This window comes from Mesorhizobium sp. M8A.F.Ca.ET.207.01.1.1 (assembly GCF_004794715.1).
In the GTDB taxonomy this organism is placed as follows: Bacteria; Pseudomonadota; Alphaproteobacteria; order Rhizobiales; family Rhizobiaceae; genus Mesorhizobium.
Genome location: NZ_SRUS01000005.1, coordinates 62,488 through 78,778, shown reverse-complemented (window position 1 = coordinate 78,778; position 16,291 = coordinate 62,488). Strand labels below are relative to the sequence as shown.

Below are 16,291 nucleotides of genomic sequence, written 5' to 3'. Positions count from 1 at the left end.
CAACCATGAGTGAAGATAGGGCGATCTGGCCTCCGATCGATCCGATTTCGGCCGGCCTGCACGGCCGTTGCCCGCGCTGCGGCGAGGGGCGGCTGTTTTCCGGCTTCCTCACCGTCGGCAAGCGCTGCGTCAATTGCGGCCTCGACTATTCCTACGCCGATGCCGGCGACGGGCCGGCGGTGTTCGTCATCCTGATCATCGGCTTCATCATCGTCGGGCTGGCGCTCTGGGTTGAAGTGACGCTGAGCCCGCCGCTCTGGCTGCATCTGCTGATATGGATCCCGCTCGCCCTGGTGCTGTGCCTGACGGCGCTTCGCTTGATCAAGGGCGTGCTGCTCACCCTGCAATACCGCAACAAAGCGGCCGAGGGTCGGCTGGATCGCGGCGAATGAGCGAAGCTTTCGCCAACGCCGGCGGCCGTTCGCGGCCGAGATTGGCGCTGTTGATCGCCCTTGGCCTTGTGCTGTTCTTCATCCTGCTGGCGCTCGGCACCTGGCAGGTCCAGCGCCTGCACTGGAAGGAAGGCCTGCTGCAGACCATCGACCAGCGCACCCATTCGGCGCCGTTGCCGCTGGCAGAGGTCGAGAAGGAATTCGCCTCGACCGGCGACGTCGACTACACGCCGGTCACGGTCACCGGCACTTTCCTGCATTCCGGCGAACGGCACTTCTACGCGACCTGGGAAGGAGATGCCGGTTTCAACATCTACACGCCGCTGGCCCTCGACGATGGCCGTTTCGTTCTGATCAACCGTGGCTTTGTGCCCTACGACCTCAAGGATGCCGCCAAGCGTGCCAAGGGACAGCTAACGGGCAAGGTCACGGTCACCGGGCTTGCTCGCAACCCGCTGTCGGCAAAGCCCTCGATGATGCTTCCAGACAATGACGTGGGGAAGAACATCTTCTACTGGAAGGACCGCGACGTCATGGCCGCGAGCGCCGGCCTGCCGGCTGGGTTCAAGCTGGTGCCGATCTTCATCGATGCCGACAAGACGCCTAACCCCGGCGGCCTGCCGGTCGGAGGCGTCACCATCATCGACCTGCCGAACAGCCATCTGCAATATGCTGTCACCTGGTACGGGCTCGCCGCCGCGCTTGCCGCCATACTCGTCCTGCGGCTTCGCCGGCCCGCGAAAGAGGACTGAACGCGAGCGACGCCCCCCTTTCTACACAGACCCTTGACAGGGCGGGGGTGGGCACCTCATTTCGGCGCTGACGAACCGGCAGGATTTAATGCTTCACACAACCGCCAAGCCTCCTCTGACGATCCGGCTCTGCCAGCCGCGCGGTTTTTGCGCGGGCGTCGACCGTGCCATCCAGATTGTCGTGCTGGCTCTGAAGAAATATGGCGCGCCGGTCTATGTCCGCCACGAGATCGTGCACAATCGCTATGTCGTCGAGGGGTTGCAAAGCCTTGGCGCCGTGTTCATCGAGGAACTTTCCGAAATCCCGGCCGAACATCGGCAGTCGCCCGTCGTCTTTTCGGCGCACGGCGTGCCCAAGTCGGTGCCGGCGGACGCGCAGGCGCGCAACCTGTTCTATCTCGATGCAACCTGTCCGCTGGTCTCCAAGGTCCACAAACAGGCGATGCGGCATCAGCGGCTTGGCCGCCACGTTCTGCTGATCGGCCATGCCGGGCACCCCGAGGTGATCGGCACCATGGGACAGTTGCCGGAAGGCGCGGTAACGCTGATCGAGACCGAGGCCGATGCCGCCCGGCTTGTGCCGGCCGATCCCGAGGCACTCGGTTTCGTCACCCAGACAACGCTCTCGGTCGAGGATACTGCCGGTATCATCCGCGCGCTGCAGGAACGCTTTCCGGACCTCCAGGCGCCGGCGGCGGAATCGATCTGCTATGCCACCACCAACCGCCAGGAAGCGGTCAAGGACACGGCCCCCGGTGCTGACCTCTATCTGATCGTCGGCGCTCCCAATTCTTCGAATTCGCGCCGCCTCGTCGAAGTTGCCGAACGCGCCGGCGCCGCCATGTCGCTTCTCGTGCAGCGCGCCGCCGAAATTCCGTGGAATGACATCGGCAGCATTTCGACGCTTGGCCTGTCGGCGGGAGCATCGGCGCCGGAGATCATCGTCGACGAGATCATCGACGCGTTCCGTCAGCGTTTCGATGTGACCATCGACCTGGCCATCACGGCCACCGAAACAGAGGATTTTCCGGTCATGCGGGTATTGCGCGATGTCGAACTGACGCCGGCCGACATGGCCTTCGTCAACGGGGCCGCGTAAACGGCCATGGCGGTGTACACCGACGTTGCGGAGGGCGAACTCGGCGCTTTCCTGAAGCACTACCCGGTCGGCGACCTCCTGTCCTACAAGGGCATCGCCGAAGGCACCGAGAATTCGAACTTCCTGCTGCACACCTCCAGCGGCTCCTACATCCTGACGCTCTATGAAAAGCGGGTCGAGAAGGCGGACCTGCCGTTTTTCCTTGGGCTGATGGGCCACCTCGCCAACAAGGGGGTGTCCTGCCCGTTGCCGGTAACCGCGCATGACGGCAGCGTCATCGGCACGCTGGCCGGCCGGCCGGCGGTCATCATCACCTTCCTCGAAGGGCTTTCGCTGCGGCGACCGGCCGCGACCCATTGCGCCGAGGTTGGCAAGGCGCTGGCCGCGCTGCATCTGGCCGGCGCCGATTTCTCTATGACCCGCCCCAACGCGCTCGCCATCGACGGCTGGCGCAAGCTTTGGGACGCGGCCCGCGCCCGCGCCGACGAAGTCGAGCCGGGACTGGCGGCCGAGGTCGATGCCGACTTCGCCGATTTCGAACAGAACTGGCCCAAGGGGCTCCCCAAGGGCATAATCCACGCCGATCTTTTCCCGGACAATGTCTTTTTCCTGGGCGAAAAGCTTTCGGGTCTGATCGATTTCTATTTCGCTTGTGACGATCTCTACGCCTACGATGTCGCCACCTGTCTCAATGCCTGGTGCTTCGAGAAGGATTTTTCCTTCAACCTTACCAAGGGCAAGGCATTGCTTGCCGGTTATCAGAGCGTGCGCCCGCTGAGCGCGGAGGAGAAGGCGGCGCTACCGATGCTGGCGCGCGGCTCGGCGCTGCGCTTCATGCTGACCCGGCTTTACGACTGGCTGACCGTCCCCGATGGCGGGCTCGTCATGAAACGCGACCCGACCGAATACATCAGAAGGATGCGGTTCCATCGGGCGATCAGATCTCCTTCGGAATATGGATTGGCCGAATATGGGGCATCATGAGCAAGCAGGTTGAAATCTTTACCGATGGCGCCTGTTCCGGCAATCCCGGCCCCGGCGGCTGGGGCGCCATCCTGCGCTTCAACGGCGCCACCAAGGAACTCTCCGGCGGCGAGGCCGAGACGACCAACAACCGCATGGAATTGCTGGCGGCCATTTCGGCGCTGAACGCGTTGAAGGAGCCTTGCACGGTCGAGCTTCATACCGACAGCAAATACGTCATGGACGGCATTTCCAAATGGATCCATGGCTGGAAGAAGAACGGCTGGAAGACCGCCGACAAGAAGCCGGTCAAGAACGGCGAGTTGTGGCAGGCGCTGGACGAGGCCAACCGACGCCACAAGGTCACCTGGAACTGGGTGAAGGGCCATGCCGGCCACACCGAGAACGAGCGTGCCGACGAACTGGCACGGGAAGGCATGGCGCCGTTCAAGAAGGGGCCTTTCAGGCCGGCAGTGCTGGCGCCAAAGCCTGATGGCCAGGCAGAGCAGCCGCTGGCTTCGAAGCCGCGTCGTTCTACGCAGAGCTATTGAGCTTCTGTTCGAGGGGGCTGACCGGCCGGAGAGTTTCTGTCATGTCGATCGCCTACTACATCACCCATCCTCAGGTTCAGATCGACGCCACCATTCCGGTACCGGATTGGGGTCTGTCCGACATCGGCCGCGCCAGGGCGCATGCAATGCTGGACCAGCCGTGGATCGCATCGATCGCGCGTGTGGTGTCATCGGGCGAACGCAAGGCCGTTGAAACCGCCGAGGTGCTCGGGCGGCACCTCGACCTTGCGGTGCAGGTGAGGGAGCGGATGCATGAGAACGACCGGTCGGCGACGGGTTTCCTGCCGCCTCCTGAGTTCGAGGCGGTCGCCGACCGTTTCTTCGCCAATCCGCACGAAAGCATTCGTGGCTGGGAGCGAGCCATCGACGCGCAGCAGCGCATTGTGAGCGAGGTCGAGGCCGTGCTTGATGCCGGCGGCGCCGGAGATATCGCCTTTGTCGGACATGGCGGTGTCGGCACGCTCCTGCTGGTGTCGCTGAGCGACAGCCGGATCAGCCGCGACGCGGATCAGCCGGCGGGCGGCGGCAACTATTTCGCCTACGATATCGGCGCCCGCCGCCTCATCCATGGATGGCGGCCGATCGACAGGGTAGAACAGCCCCTGAATCCTTAGCGGATCAGCAGCGCCGTTCCCCAAAGACCGAGTGCGAACACGGTGTGCGAGACCAGGTTGAGGGCGCGGATTAGCATCGGATTAGGCCGCTTTGACGCCGCCCAGCCGGCGCCCATGCCTGGCGCCAGCAGGAACCAGCCGGCGCCGATGGTGACGATGCCGAGGATGAAGGCCGGCAGGAAGGTCGGGGCCGCCAACCAGCCCGCGCCCGCCAGCACCACCAGGATGATGCCGTAGACAATGCCGACGAAGTAATGGAAAGCCCAGCCCAGCGCCTTCTCATGGGCGTAGGGCGTGGCATCGCCAATATCGTCGTGAAACACCTTGTGACGCAGATGCCAGACCCAGCGCCCGACCGGCCCCCAGTTTGGCCGTGGTTGGCCGAACGCCTTGTGCAGGAAGAAGGCCCAGATATCCATCAGGACAGTGGCGCCGACGCCGATCGCGATAGCGCGCCAGATGATGTCAAACATCGTTGGAATTCCCCCCGAAAGCCGGCAGTTCTGGAGCGCAGCCGCTTGTTAGGCGAGGCCAGCCGTTGCCCCCGCCTGACCGGCCGTCGAAGCTCAGAGCTGGCCGAGAATATGAGCCGCGCCGGACTCGTCGACGCCGGGTTTGGTCTCGACATTGAGCGCGGTGACCTTGCCGTCGTCGATAATCATCGAAAACCGCTTCGAGCGCAGGCCCATGCCGCCACCGGAGTAGTCCGCGTCAAGACCGACCGCCTTGGCGAAATCGCCATTGCCGTCGGCGAGGAACAGGATCTTGCCTTCGCCGCCGGTGAAGCGCGCCCAGGCGCCCATGACATGGACGTCGTTGACCGAAACGACCGCGATGGTGTCGACGCCGCGCGCCAGGATCGCGTCATGGTTCTCGAGATAGCCGGGCAGATGGTTGTTGCTGCAGGTCGGCGTGAAGGCGCCGGGAACGCCGAACAGCACCACTTTCTTGCCCGGGAAAATCTCGGCCGACGTGATCGCCTTGGCGCCGTCGGCGGTCATGGTCTTGAAGGTCGCCTCGGGCAGCTTGTCGCCAACGGAGATGGTCATGAGTTCCTCGCTTGGGGATTGGGGAAGGACGGTGCTTGGGTAGCGAACTCGGCGGCTTCCTGCAACCGTTCGGGCAAGCTGGATCAAGGGAAAGGCAGCAGCCCTTCGACCGCGCCCGCCGAACTCGTCAGCGTGTAATGAAGCCCGCCGTCCGTCGGCGTCGTCGAGGGGCGATCGAGGATCGGCACGGTGAAGATCAACTTGCCGTCCTTTTCCGCACGGGAAGGGGTGCCGAACATATAGTCGCGCTCGCCGGCGACGAAGAAATCCGCCGCCTGCGGATCGCCAGGAAAACTCGCCTCGACAACCAGCGTCTCGTGATTGCCCGGCAGCACGTTGATGCCAAAGTCGGGTTTTGCAGCCGCCGGCAATGCCGTGAAACTCGCCTTTACCAATGCCGTGTCGTCGGCATTGTCGGGATCGGCAGCGGGGTCGACGCTCAGCCGTGTCTGCACGGGGATGCAGATGGTTTCGCAAATGCCGAGAAAGACGTCGGCATCGATGACGGCCGGCTGGTTCGGCGTCGACAGCGTGAACGTCACCGGCAGCGAAACCGGATAGTTGTAGCCGGCCCATTTGCCATAGCCATCGTCGTGACGCTGCGGCGCGGGAAACGACAGTGTCGCATCGCCGATATTGGTGCTGGCCGAAATGTCGAGCTGCGGCGGCACGCCGGCGTCACCCGGGTCGCGCCAATAGGTCTTCCAGCCGGGTTTGAGGGCTATGTCGAGGACACCTCGGATGCGGCCGGCGTCGTCCGGCTTGCCTGATGTCACCAGCCGTACCTTGCCGCCTTCGCTGTTGTACCAGGCGGATGAGGAGGCGGTGGCGGGAAGGGCGGTTGCCAATCCGATGGCGGCGCCGAGCAACAGGATTTTCAAGCTTTGCATGGCGGTGATTTGATCGTCCGTTCGTGGCCGCGCAATGATTTCATGGCCGTACTGATATCATATTTGCGTGACCTTTGCGGGCAAGCCAAGACCGGCCCCGCAATATGGGCTTTGGTCGAATCCGGTACGGCGCATCTTTTCGGCGCCCGGGAAACGCGTTACCCTCCCTGGAATGGATTTGTTGCGCCACAAGAAGACAGCCGCCCGCCGTGGCTTTCTCGACGATCAGTTCCTGATTGCCATGCCTGGCATGAAGGACGACCGTTTCACGCGCTCGGTCATCTACATCTGCGCGCACAGCGATGAAGGCGCGATGGGCCTGATCATCAATCAGACGCAGCAGATGCTGTTTCCGGACCTTCTGGTGCAGCTCGGCATCATGAACGAGCAGGAGGCGATCCGCCTGCCGGCGCAGGCGCGCGATTTCGTCGTGCGCAATGGCGGGCCTGTCGACCGCAGCCGGGGCTTCGTCCTGCATTCGGGTGACTACCGCGTGGAATCCTCGCTCACCGTTTCCGACGACATCTGCCTGACCGCGACGGTTGACATATTGCGCGCGATATCGTCGGGGCGCGGGCCGCGTCGTGCGCTGATGGCGCTGGGCTATTCCGGCTGGGGCGCCGGCCAACTGGAGACCGAGATCGCCGAGAATGGCTGGCTGACCTGCCCGGCAACACCGGAATTGCTGTTCGACGCCGATATCGAGCGTAAATACGACCGGATCCTTGCCTCGATCGGCATCGATCTCGCGCATCTCAGCCTCGCCGCCGGCCACGCGTAACATATCGGGCCGACGCCCAAGGCCTCTAGGCCTGCGTCAGCGGATACTGCTCCTTCAGCGTCTTCAGCACCTGGTCGCCCGGCATCGGCGCGCCGAACATGAAGCTCTGCACATATTCGCAGCCCATCTGGCGCAGCTCCAGCGCATCGCGCTCGTCGGAGATGCCCTCGGCGACGACAGACAGGCCGAGCTCATGCGCCATGTTGACCATGGATTTGAGCAGCACGGCGCGCTTGGGCGTGCTGTCGTCGACGAAGCTCTTGTCGATCTTGATGGTGTCGAAGGGGAACCGCGTCAGATAGGCGAGCGATGAATAGCCGGTGCCGAAATCGTCCAGCGACAGGCCAATGCCGAGCTGTTTCAGCTTGGTCAGCACATGAGCCGTCTGTTCGGGATTGTCCATGACCAGGGACTCGGTGAGTTCGAGCCGGAAGCAGCGCGGCTTCAAATTGGCGCGTGCGATCACGGAACGCACATCGCTGACCAGGTCGCGGCGGATGAGCTGGCGGCTGGACAGGTTGACCGAGACCGACAGCGGTGCGTCGCCGATCTGCTTTTGCCATCCCGCGAGATCCTCGGCCGCCTGCTGCATGGCGAACAGGCCAAGCTGCACGATCAGCCCACAGCTTTCGGCGACCGGGATGAAATCGGCCGGCGGGATCATGCCGCGGCGTGGATGGTCCCAGCGCAGCAACGCTTCGAAGCCGGCGACACTGCCGTCCTCGAGCCGCACGATCGGCTGGTAGGCAAGCGTGAATTCGCGCCGCTCGATGGCGCGCCGCAGGTCGGATTCGAACTGCAAGCGGTCGGTACCGACGGTGCGGAATGCAGGGCGGAATGGCTCGATCCTGTCGCCGCCGAAGCGCTTGGCCTGATGCATGGCGAGCTCGGCGTCCTTGACCATGTCCTCGGCCGAGGTCTGCGCCGAGGTCCAGGTGATCAGCCCGATCGAGGCGGTCAGCACGATCTCGCGCTTGGCAAAGGTGATCGGGTTGTTGATCGCGTGCTTGATGGCATCGGCCACGCCGGCGATACGGGCGGGATCCTGCTCGGACAGCAGCATCAGGGCGAACTGGTCGCCGGCGAAGCGCGACAGCGAATCCTTCGGCTTCAACAGCCGGTGCAGGCGGCGCGCGATGGTGAGCAGGATGGTGTCGCCGGCCGAGATGCCGAGCCCGTCATTGACCTGCTTGAAGCGGTCGATGTCGATGACGAAGACGGTCGGACGCACCTTCTCTTCGGTACGGGCGATCGAGATGATCGCCTCCAGCCGGTTCATGAACAATTCGCGGTTCGGCAGGCCGGTCAGGTTGTCATGCACGGCGTCGTGCAGCAGCCTTTCCTCGGATTTCTTCTGTTCGGTGACGTCGACCATGGTGCCGACGCAGCGGATCACCTCGCCGTCCGACCCGATGACCGGGCGCGCGCGCAGGGCAAACCAGTGATAGTGCCCGTCGGCGCCGCGCAGGCGGAAATTCTGCGCCACCTTGCCGCGGCGATGTTCCAGAACGACGTCGAGCGTCGTGCGGAACGTGTCGCGGTCATCGGCGTGCAGCACCGGCAGCCAGTTGCGCGCGGCACCGCCCAGGCTGTTGGGAGCAAGGCCGAGCTGGATGCTGACATCGGGTTTGGTCACCACGCGGTCGCGCAGCACGTCCCAGTCCCACACCGTATCGCCCGACCCCGCGACGGCCAGCGCCTGTCGCTCGAGGTCGGAGAACAGCCCCTGATGCAGCGCACCGCCTGCAAAGGCATGCTGCATGACGGTGAAGCCGATCAAGAGGATGATCAGGATCAGCCCGCCGCCAAGTGCTGGCTGGGCGATGTCGTTGTCGAGCATGCCGGTGATCGCCATCCACGACCCGCATAGCCATAACAGCACCATGACCCAACTGGGCACCAGCATGATGGCGCGGTCATAACCACGAATGCCGAGGAAGATGATCAGGCCGAGCCCGGTCAGCGCCGTGGCGGCAAACGAGATGCGGGCGATGCCGGCGGCGACCGCCGGATCGACGATGGCGACGCCGGCGATCAGCAGCAGGCCTAGAATCCAGACCAGGGCGCCATAACTGAAATGGCCGTGCCACCGATTGAGGTTGAGATAGGCGAACAGGAAGACCACGAAGGTCGCCGCCAGCGCCACCTCCGTTCCGGCTCGCCACATCTGCTCGTTGCCGGGCGAAATCTCGATGACCTTGTTGAGGAAGCCGAAATCGACGCAGATATAGGCAAGCACCGCCCAGGCGAGGGCTGCCGTCGCCGGGAACATCGACGTTCCCTTGACGACGAACAGGATGGTCAGGAACAGCGCCAGAAGGCCGGCAATGCCGATGACGATGCCGCGAAACAGCGTGTAGGAATTGACCGAGTCCTTGTAGGATTCCGGATCCCAGAGGTAGACCTGCGGCAGCTTCGGCGAGGCAAGCTCGGCGATGAAGGTGATCACCGTGCCGGGGTTCAGCGTCACCCGGAACACGTCGGCATCGGGGCTGGTCTGGCGGTCGAGTGCGAAGCCTTCGCTGGGCGTGATGGCGGCGATGCGCGTCGAGCCGAGATCCGGCCAGAAGATGCCGGAATTGACCAGCCGGAAATGCGGCGCGACGATCAGCCTGTCGAGCTGCTGGTCGGTGGTGTTGGCGAGCGCGAACACCGCCCAGTCGCCGGTCGAGCGGGCGTCGTTGGCTTCGACCTCGATGCGCCGCACGATGCCGTCCGGCCCGGGCGCGGTCGACACCTGGAAGTTCTCACCCTGATTGCGGTAGATCTCGACGGCGCGCGAAAGGTCGAGCGCGACATCGTCGCGGGCAATCTTGATGGGTTCTACGGCAAAGGCCGACGAAGCCGCGCACAGCGTCAGCATCGTCGCCAGCAGAAAGGCGAACAGCGGTCCGTTTCGCAGGAAATTCGTCAAAAATCAGTCCTTCGTTCCAGCGCCCGGCGGATCGTCGGCGATCCGGGCGTAGAGGTAATGGTCCTGCCAGATGCCGTTGATCCTGAGATAGGATCGCAGAAGTCCTTCGCGCCGGAATCCGGCTTTTTCAAGCACGCGGATCGACCTGATATTGTCGGGAATACAGGCGGCTTCGATCCGGTGCAACCTCAGCGTATCGAAGGCGAAGCGGGCCACCACCTTGACCGCGTCGGTCATCAGGCCACGGCCGCCGAAGCGTTCGCCGATCCAGTAGCCGACATGGCCGCTTTGCGAGACACCGTGACGTATGTTGCCGAGCGTGATGCCGCCCGCTAGCTTGCCGCTCGACTTCTCGAAGATGAAGAAGGCGATCGCCGTTCCCTGTGCATAGTCCTCGCGATAGCGGCTGATGCGCAGGCGCCATGCCGTGCGGTCGAGTTCGTCGGGGGTCCAGCGCGGCTCCCACGGCTCCAGGAACGTCCGGCTTTCGCCGCGCACCGCCGACCACTCGCGATAATCGCTGGTGAACGGCACGCGCAGCGTGACGAGGTTGCCCTTCAGTGCCGGCAGGTCACGGCGAAAGAAAGGGAGCGCGAACACGGCGCTTGGGACTTAGACGGCGAGCCTGCGGGCCGTGGCCTGCGTACCCGGAAGCGAATCGAGGATCGCCTCGTATGGTGCCAGCGTACCCACGGGCCCGACAGCGGTAAGCGTCGGCTTGGTCGAGAACATCCGCGACGACAGGTCGGTCAGGCGCTCGATCGTCAGCGCCGCCAGCCGCTCCATCAACTCTTCCTTTGCGATCGGACGGCCGAAAAGCAGCAGTTGGCGCGCGATCTGCGAGGCACGGCTGGCCGGACTTTCGGCGGACATGATCAACCCGGCGCGATACTGGGCGCGCGCACGGTCGAGTTCTTCTTGAAGGATGCTCTCGCCGGCCTTCTGCAACTCGTCAATGATGACAGGCACCAGCTTGGCGATGTCGCTTTGCCCCGTGGCGGCATGGACGCCGAATATGCCCGTATCGGAAAAACCCCAGTGGAAGGCATAGACCGAATAGCACAGGCCGCGTTTCTCGCGGACTTCCTGGAACAGACGCGATGACATGCCGCCGCCGAGAATCATCGACAGCACCTGCGAGGCGTAGAAGTCGCGCACATGATAGGCGCGGCCCTCGAAGCCCAGCACGATCTGCGCGTCCATCAGGTCGCGGTCCTCACGGAAATCGCCGCCGACATATTGCGCGTATTGCGGAATGGTGCTGTCGGCCTTGCTGCGGAAGCCGCCGAGCCGGTTTTCGACCTCGCGCACGAACTTGTCGTGCTTGATGTCGCCGGCCGCCACGATCACCATCCGCTCGGCGCCATACTGGCGTTCGATGAAATCGTGCAACTGCTTGGAGGTGAAGGATTTTACCGTTTCGGGCGTGCCCAGGATCGAGCGGCCGATGGTCTGGTGGCGGAAGGCCGTCTCGGTGAAACGGTCGAAAACGATGTCGTCGGGCGTGTCGTGCGCGGCGCCGATCTCCTGCAGGATGACGTGCTGCTCGCGCTCGAGTTCCTGCGGGTCGAATTCGGACTCCTGCAGGATGTCGGACAGGATGTCGACGGCCAGCGGCACGTCGTCGGAGAGCACCCTGGCGTAGTAGGAGGTGGTCTCGACGCTGGTGGCGGCATTGATCTCGCCGCCGACGTCCTCGATTTCCGAGGCGATCTCGAAGGCGCTTCGCCGCTTCGTCCCCTTGAACGCCATGTGTTCGAGCAGATGGGCCATGCCATGCTCTTCTTCGCGTTCATTGCGGGCACCCGACTTGACCCAGGCACCCAAGGCAACCGATTCGATACTTGGAAGGGTTTCGGTGGCGACTGTCAGGCCGTTCGACAGACGGCTTACCTCAACACCCATATGGCTCGTACTCCCTAACGCGCCGCCCGCGCACGGCGGCTGACGTAATCTTCCACCATTTTCAGGTCGGATGGAAGTACCGTGTATTTTTCCTCAAATGTCATCAATCCCCCTAGCCATGCGGGCAGGGCGGGCGAGACACCGCTGGCGGCCTCGACGGCGGCCGGGAATTTCGCCGGATGTGCAGTGCCCAGCACCACCATCGGCACGGCGCCCGATGCTTTGCCGGCCGCGACATACATGGCCGCGGCGGTGTGCGGATCTAGAAGATAATTGCTGCCCGCGAGCGTCGAGCGGATGGTGGCGGCGACCTCGTCCATATCGGCGCGGCCGGCATCGAATTCGGACCGCATCCCGGCAATTTCCCGGGCTTCGATGGTGAAAGCGCCCGATTGCTTCAGGCCGGCCATGTAGCGCCGCACCGTCGCCGCATCGCGGTTTGATGCCTCGAAAAGCAGGCGTTCGAAGTTCGAGGAAACCTGGATGTCCATCGACGGCGAGGTGGTCGCAAAGACGCCCTTGGTGCGGTATTCGCCGGTCGCGAAGGTGCGAGCCAATATGTCGTTGTCGTTGGTGGCGATGACCAGCCGGTCGATCGGCAGGCCCATCTTCTTGGCGGCGTAGCCGGCGAAGATATCGCCGAAATTGCCGGTCGGCACGGTAAAGGAGACCGGCCTGTCCGGTGCGCCGAGCGACAATGCCGAGGAGAAATAATAGACGATCTGGGCCATGATGCGCGCCCAGTTGATCGAATTGACCCCCGACAGCGACACCCGGTCGCGAAAGCCGTGATCGTTGAACATATCCTTCAGCAGGCCCTGACAGTCGTCGAAATTGCCTTCGATCGCCAGTGCATGGACATTTTCAGCCTTCGACGTGGTCATCTGCCGCTGCTGCACCGGCGAGACGCGGCCATGCGGGAACAGGATGAAGATGTCGGTGCGGCTGCGCCCGGCAAAGGCGTCTATGGCCGCGCCGCCGGTATCGCCCGACGTGGCGCCGACGATGGTGGCATGCTGGCCGCGTTCGGCAAGCACATGGTCCATCAGCCGGGCAAGCAATTGCATCGCCACGTCCTTGAACGCCAGCGTCGGCCCATGGAAGAGTTCGAGGACAAAAGTGTTGGCGCCGGTCTGGACCAGCGGGCAGACAGCCTCATGGCGGAAGGTGGCATAGGCTTCGCGGACCAGGCGCTCGAAGACCGGTGCGGCGATCTCGCCGCCGAGGAACGGCGTCAGCAGGCGGATTGCAAGGTCAGGATAGGCAAGGCCACGCATGGCGCGGATCTCGGATGACGAGAAGTGTGGCCATTCGCGCGGCACATAAAGCCCGCCATCGCGCGCCAGGCCGGCCAGGACGGCGTCGGAAAATCCAAGCGCGGGCGCTTCCCCGCGGGTACTCACATAGTGCATGTCACAGATCCGTTTGCCGCCTGTTTTTCCGTTCACCACAAGGTGGTTAATTTCTGCACCGGCTGTAGTCGCATTTTTGCCGCGCGGTTGATATACGTCACCAGCTTTGCGAGAGGGAAGTGCAGTTTCATGGCGTTTCGTATATCAAGTGGTCGCTTTTTGGCGGGTCTCGCGCTCACGGGCTTTATGCTTGCCGCCGCCGGCTGCCAATCCGGCGACAATGGCATCTTGAACCTCGGTTTCGGCAAGAAGGACCCGACGGCGCCACCGCCGCCGCAGGACCCCAAGGTGCTGGCCAGCCAGCTGAACGCCTACTGCCCAAGGGTGACGGTGCGCGATGGCACGGCGTTCTTCAACACCTATGTCAACGAGGCCCGGAAGCCCAAGCCGAAGCTCAAGAAGACCGGCGACGCCGCTGCGGATGCAGCGGCCCAGGCAGCGGCTGACGCCGCCGCCGCTACACCGCCCGACGATTCGGCGAGGATCATTTATCAGGCATCGATCAGCGACGTGACCCGCGATTGCAGCCGTGCCGACGGACAACTGACGATGACGATCGCGGTTGCCGGCAAGATCGTACCAGGGCCGAAATTCACTCCGGGCACCATCACCATGCCGATCCGTACCGCGGTGATGCACGGCACCGACGTGCTTTATTCGCAAATCCACCAGTATCAGGTCCAGGTCACCGATCCCTCGGTCGCGACCCAGTTCGTCTTCACCGATTCCAATATCGTCGTACCGGCGCCGACGGCTGCGGACTATCAGGCCTATGCCGGTTATGATGAAACCGCGCCCAAGGCTACAACCGACAAGTCGAAGCGCAAGAAGAAGAAAGCCGCGGCAACGAACTGAGCGGCCCTCAGCGTGGCGTGCGTCCGGTCGGGCGCACGCAGCTCAAGCATTCGCAGACCACTCCGACAGCGCCGCGATAACGCTTTTCAACTCCGCCCACCGCCGGATCACCGTTTCGGCGCCGGCCTCGGTCAGGGCATCGGCGTGGCCGGGATAACTGTGGCTCGCGCCCGTAAAACCGATCACGCGCATACCGGCGGCCGTGGCGCCGGTGACGCCGTGCACGGAATCCTCGATGACGAAGGTGTTCGCCGGGTTGGCGCCGAGCTTTTCGGCGGCATGCAGGAACACGTCCGGGGCCGGTTTGGTCTTTCCGGTCGGCGTCTCCAGCGCCGAGAAGATGCGTCCGGCGAAGAATGGCAGCAGATGCACCTTCTCCAGCATGAACTCGATCCGCTCCGAACGTGAATTGGAGCAGATGCAGCGTTGCGTCGTGACCGAGGCGACCGCTTCCCGCACGCCTTCGATGGCACGAACGTCGCTGCGCAGTTTGCGGTCGACCAGTTCCTCGGCGCGATCGATCAACGAGACCTGGAACGGGATCTTGGACTTCTCCTCGATCCGCATCAGTATGTCCTTGAAGGTCAGGCCCGCATAGGTCTCGGCAATCTCCTCCGCCGAGACTTCATATCCGGCCAGGGTGATCAATTCGGCCTCGACCCGTGCGGCGATGATTTCGGAATCGACGAGCACGCCGTCGCAATCGAAGATGACAAGGTCTGGCTGGGGCATGATGATCCGGACGATGGAGGATGGAGAAATGGCCGCTCAGGGCTCAAGCGGCGCGGCATACACCAATGGGCACGCCTTCGCAAACTCCTGCACCGGATCGATAAAGCTTCACCGAATATTTACGCTGATCGGTAACCATAACGGGGAGTAAACAGTAACGCGTGCCTTGGGTGTAAAAATGTCAGCCGTGCGTCTTCTCGACGAGCTCTCCCATGCTCCCCAGCAATCCGAATGGCTGGACACGATCCTGAAAGGCGACTGTGTCGCGGCGCTCGACCGCCTGCCGGAAAAGTCGATCGACGTCATCTTTGCCGATCCCCCCTACAATCTGCAGCTCGACGGCGATTTGCATCGTCCCGACCAGTCCAAGGTCGATGCGGTCGACGACGACTGGGACCAGTTCGAGAGCTTCGAAGCCTATGACGCCTTCACCCGCGCCTGGCTGCTGGCGGCGCGCCGCGTGCTGAAGCCCAACGGCACGATCTGGGTCATCGGCTCCTACCACAACATCTTCCGGGTCGGCGCCAAGATGCAGGATCTCGGCTTCTGGATCCTCAACGACGTGGTCTGGCGCAAGACCAATCCGATGCCGAATTTCCGCGGCCGCCGGTTCCAGAACGCGCATGAGACGATGATCTGGGCCTCGCGCGATCAGAAGGGCAAGGGCTATACCTTCAACTACGAAGCGCTGAAGGCGTCGAACGACGATATCCAGATGCGCTCCGACTGGCTGTTCCCGATCTGCACCGGCGGCGAGCGCTTGAAGAACGACAATGGCGACAAGCTGCATCCGACACAGAAGCCCGAGGCGCTGCTTGCCCGTATCATGATGGCCTCGACCAAGCCGGGGGACGTCGTGCTCGACCCGTTCTTCGGCTCCGGCACGACGGGTGCCGTGGCCAAGCGCCTCGGTCGCCACTTCGTCGGCATCGAGCGCGAGCAGGCCTATATCGACGCCGCCAATGAGCGCATCGATGCCGTGCGGCCACTCGACGAAGCGGATCTCACCGTGCTTACCGGCAAGCGCGCCGAGCCGCGCGTCGCCTTCGTCAGCCTGATCGACACCGGTCTGGTGACGCCCGGTGCCACGCTCTATGACGCCAAGAAGCGCTGGGCCGCCAAGGTTCGCGCCGATGGCACCGTGGCGATCGGCGACAGCGCCGGCTCGATCCACAAGATCGGCGCCGAGGTGCAGGGGCTGGACGCCTGCAATGGCTGGACCTTCTGGCATTATGAGCGCAGCGGCGGACTTACCCCGATCGACGAACTGCGCCGCATCGCCCGCCTCGGCATGGAGCGGGCAGGGGGCTGATCCCCTGCCGCTTATTCGTTGAATCAAAGTCTCAACGGATCGCCCCAAG

General features: G+C 63.5%; 17 protein-coding genes. 9 read left to right on the top strand and 8 right to left on the bottom strand.

Annotated elements, in window-relative coordinates; translation table 11 throughout:
- The first annotated feature begins 5 nt into the window (after window positions 1-5).
- The 6 genes from EN850_RS15855 to EN850_RS15830 all read left to right on the top strand — a co-directional run bounded on the left by EN850_RS15855 (window position 6) and on the right by EN850_RS15830 (window position 4,392).
- Window positions 6-392 (top strand): DUF983 domain-containing protein, encoded by a 387-nt coding sequence (locus tag EN850_RS15855; RefSeq protein WP_027142361.1) that lies wholly within the window; start codon window positions 6-8, stop codon window positions 390-392.
- Window positions 389-1,144 carry an SURF1 family protein gene (locus EN850_RS15850; protein WP_189591130.1) on the top strand — a complete coding sequence of 252 codons (756 nt, stop codon included), beginning with the start codon at window positions 389-391 and terminating at the stop codon, window positions 1,142-1,144. Before EN850_RS15855 ends, EN850_RS15850 begins: the two co-directional genes overlap by 4 nt.
- Before the next feature lie 88 nt (window positions 1,145-1,232).
- Window positions 1,233-2,243 carry a 4-hydroxy-3-methylbut-2-enyl diphosphate reductase gene (ispH, locus tag EN850_RS15845; RefSeq protein ID WP_127873120.1) on the top strand — a complete coding sequence of 337 codons (1,011 nt, stop codon included), beginning with the start codon at window positions 1,233-1,235 and terminating at the stop codon, window positions 2,241-2,243.
- 6 nt (window positions 2,244-2,249) lie between these two features.
- Complete coding sequence (locus tag EN850_RS15840; protein ID WP_127280539.1) at window positions 2,250-3,227, top strand: homoserine kinase; 978 nt, start codon at window positions 2,250-2,252, stop codon at window positions 3,225-3,227.
- The gene (gene rnhA, locus EN850_RS15835) at window positions 3,224-3,757 is read left to right on the top strand and encodes a ribonuclease HI (RefSeq protein WP_127280540.1); all 534 of its coding nucleotides are present in this window, start codon (window positions 3,224-3,226) and stop codon (window positions 3,755-3,757) included. The genes EN850_RS15840 and rnhA overlap by 4 nt, the downstream gene beginning before the upstream one ends.
- A 41-nt stretch (window positions 3,758-3,798) precedes the next feature.
- Window positions 3,799-4,392 carry a histidine phosphatase family protein gene (locus EN850_RS15830; RefSeq protein ID WP_127280541.1) on the top strand — a complete coding sequence of 198 codons (594 nt, stop codon included), beginning with the start codon at window positions 3,799-3,801 and terminating at the stop codon, window positions 4,390-4,392.
- On the opposite strand, the gene EN850_RS15825 is transcribed toward EN850_RS15830, so the two are convergent.
- From EN850_RS15825 to EN850_RS15815, 3 genes are all read right to left on the bottom strand, one after another.
- A complete protein-coding gene (locus tag EN850_RS15825) occupies window positions 4,389-4,865 on the bottom strand; it encodes a DUF2938 domain-containing protein (protein ID WP_127280542.1) in 477 nt (158 codons plus the stop codon). The genes EN850_RS15830 and EN850_RS15825 overlap by 4 nt on opposite strands.
- A 93-nt stretch (window positions 4,866-4,958) precedes the next feature.
- Window positions 4,959-5,441, bottom strand: a complete 483-nt coding sequence (locus tag EN850_RS15820) for a peroxiredoxin (protein WP_135881522.1) — start codon at window positions 5,439-5,441, stop codon at window positions 4,959-4,961.
- 83 nt (window positions 5,442-5,524) lie between these two features.
- Window positions 5,525-6,331 carry a protein-disulfide reductase DsbD domain-containing protein gene (locus tag EN850_RS15815; RefSeq protein WP_127873123.1) on the bottom strand — a complete coding sequence of 269 codons (807 nt, stop codon included), beginning with the start codon at window positions 6,329-6,331 and terminating at the stop codon, window positions 5,525-5,527.
- Between the two features lie 172 nt (window positions 6,332-6,503).
- Between EN850_RS15815 and EN850_RS15810 the strand changes: the two genes are divergently transcribed.
- Entirely contained in the window at window positions 6,504-7,112 is a 609-nt protein-coding gene (locus EN850_RS15810; protein WP_127281136.1) for a YqgE/AlgH family protein, read from the top strand.
- A 25-nt stretch (window positions 7,113-7,137) separates the two neighbouring features.
- On the opposite strand, the gene EN850_RS15805 is transcribed toward EN850_RS15810, so the two are convergent.
- Genes EN850_RS15805 through thrC form a run of 4 tightly spaced genes read right to left on the bottom strand, consistent with a single transcriptional unit; the run spans window position 7,138 to window position 13,343 of the window.
- On the bottom strand, window positions 7,138-10,026 hold the full coding sequence (locus EN850_RS15805; RefSeq protein ID WP_127873126.1) for an EAL domain-containing protein: 2,889 nt from the start codon (window positions 10,024-10,026) through the stop codon (window positions 7,138-7,140).
- Window positions 10,027-10,029: 3 nt separating this feature from the next.
- Complete coding sequence (locus EN850_RS15800) at window positions 10,030-10,626, bottom strand: GNAT family protein (RefSeq protein ID WP_127278135.1); 597 nt, start codon at window positions 10,624-10,626, stop codon at window positions 10,030-10,032.
- Window positions 10,627-10,638: 12 nt separating this feature from the next.
- Window positions 10,639-11,931, bottom strand: a complete 1,293-nt coding sequence (locus tag EN850_RS15795) for a pitrilysin family protein (RefSeq protein ID WP_127278136.1) — start codon at window positions 11,929-11,931, stop codon at window positions 10,639-10,641.
- Window positions 11,932-11,945: 14 nt separating this feature from the next.
- Complete coding sequence (gene thrC, locus EN850_RS15790) at window positions 11,946-13,343, bottom strand: threonine synthase (RefSeq protein WP_135916285.1); 1,398 nt, start codon at window positions 13,341-13,343, stop codon at window positions 11,946-11,948.
- A 129-nt stretch (window positions 13,344-13,472) separates the two neighbouring features.
- Between thrC and EN850_RS15785 the strand changes: the two genes are divergently transcribed.
- On the top strand, window positions 13,473-14,198 hold the full coding sequence (locus EN850_RS15785) for a hypothetical protein (protein WP_127278138.1): 726 nt from the start codon (window positions 13,473-13,475) through the stop codon (window positions 14,196-14,198).
- A 42-nt stretch (window positions 14,199-14,240) separates the two neighbouring features.
- Here EN850_RS15785 and EN850_RS15780 read toward each other — a convergent pair whose 3' ends face one another.
- On the bottom strand, window positions 14,241-14,930 hold the full coding sequence (locus EN850_RS15780; RefSeq protein ID WP_127278139.1) for an HAD family hydrolase: 690 nt from the start codon (window positions 14,928-14,930) through the stop codon (window positions 14,241-14,243).
- 178 nt (window positions 14,931-15,108) lie between these two features.
- Here EN850_RS15780 and EN850_RS15775 point away from each other — a divergent pair, with 178 nt between their 5' ends.
- Window positions 15,109-16,242 (top strand): site-specific DNA-methyltransferase, encoded by a 1,134-nt coding sequence (locus EN850_RS15775; protein WP_127278140.1) that lies wholly within the window; start codon window positions 15,109-15,111, stop codon window positions 16,240-16,242.
- Window positions 16,243-16,291: the final 49 nt, after the last annotated feature.